The following is a 223-nucleotide window of genomic DNA, read 5'->3' as shown; positions in this document are numbered from 1 at the left end:
TTCGTCTAGAGGCCTAGGACACCGCCCTTTCACGGCGGTAACAGGGGTTCGAATCCCCTAGGGGATACCATCTATATTTTATAGAGAGTGGTTCCTAGCAAATAACTAACGAGTTGTTTGGTAAGAACAAGGCATTTGCTTCCTAGCCTACTGAAGCGAATGTGTTACAAAGCTCGGTTACGAGTTAAAACATAAGTCCGGGTCCCCTTCGTCTAGAGGCCTA

The 223-nt window shown here is 47.1% G+C and carries 1 tRNA gene; it reads left to right on the top strand.

From position 1 onward, the window contains the following. Positions 1-70 (top strand) — tRNA-Glu (locus tag KO531_RS22305). Positions 71-223: the final 153 nt, after the last annotated feature.

Source organism: Shewanella sp. NKUCC06_TVS (assembly GCF_019345515.1).
In the GTDB taxonomy this organism is placed as follows: domain Bacteria; phylum Pseudomonadota; class Gammaproteobacteria; order Enterobacterales; family Shewanellaceae; genus Shewanella; species Shewanella oncorhynchi.
The sequence above is the reverse complement of the archived record's forward strand: the minus strand, read 5'-3'. Positions and strand labels throughout refer to the sequence as shown.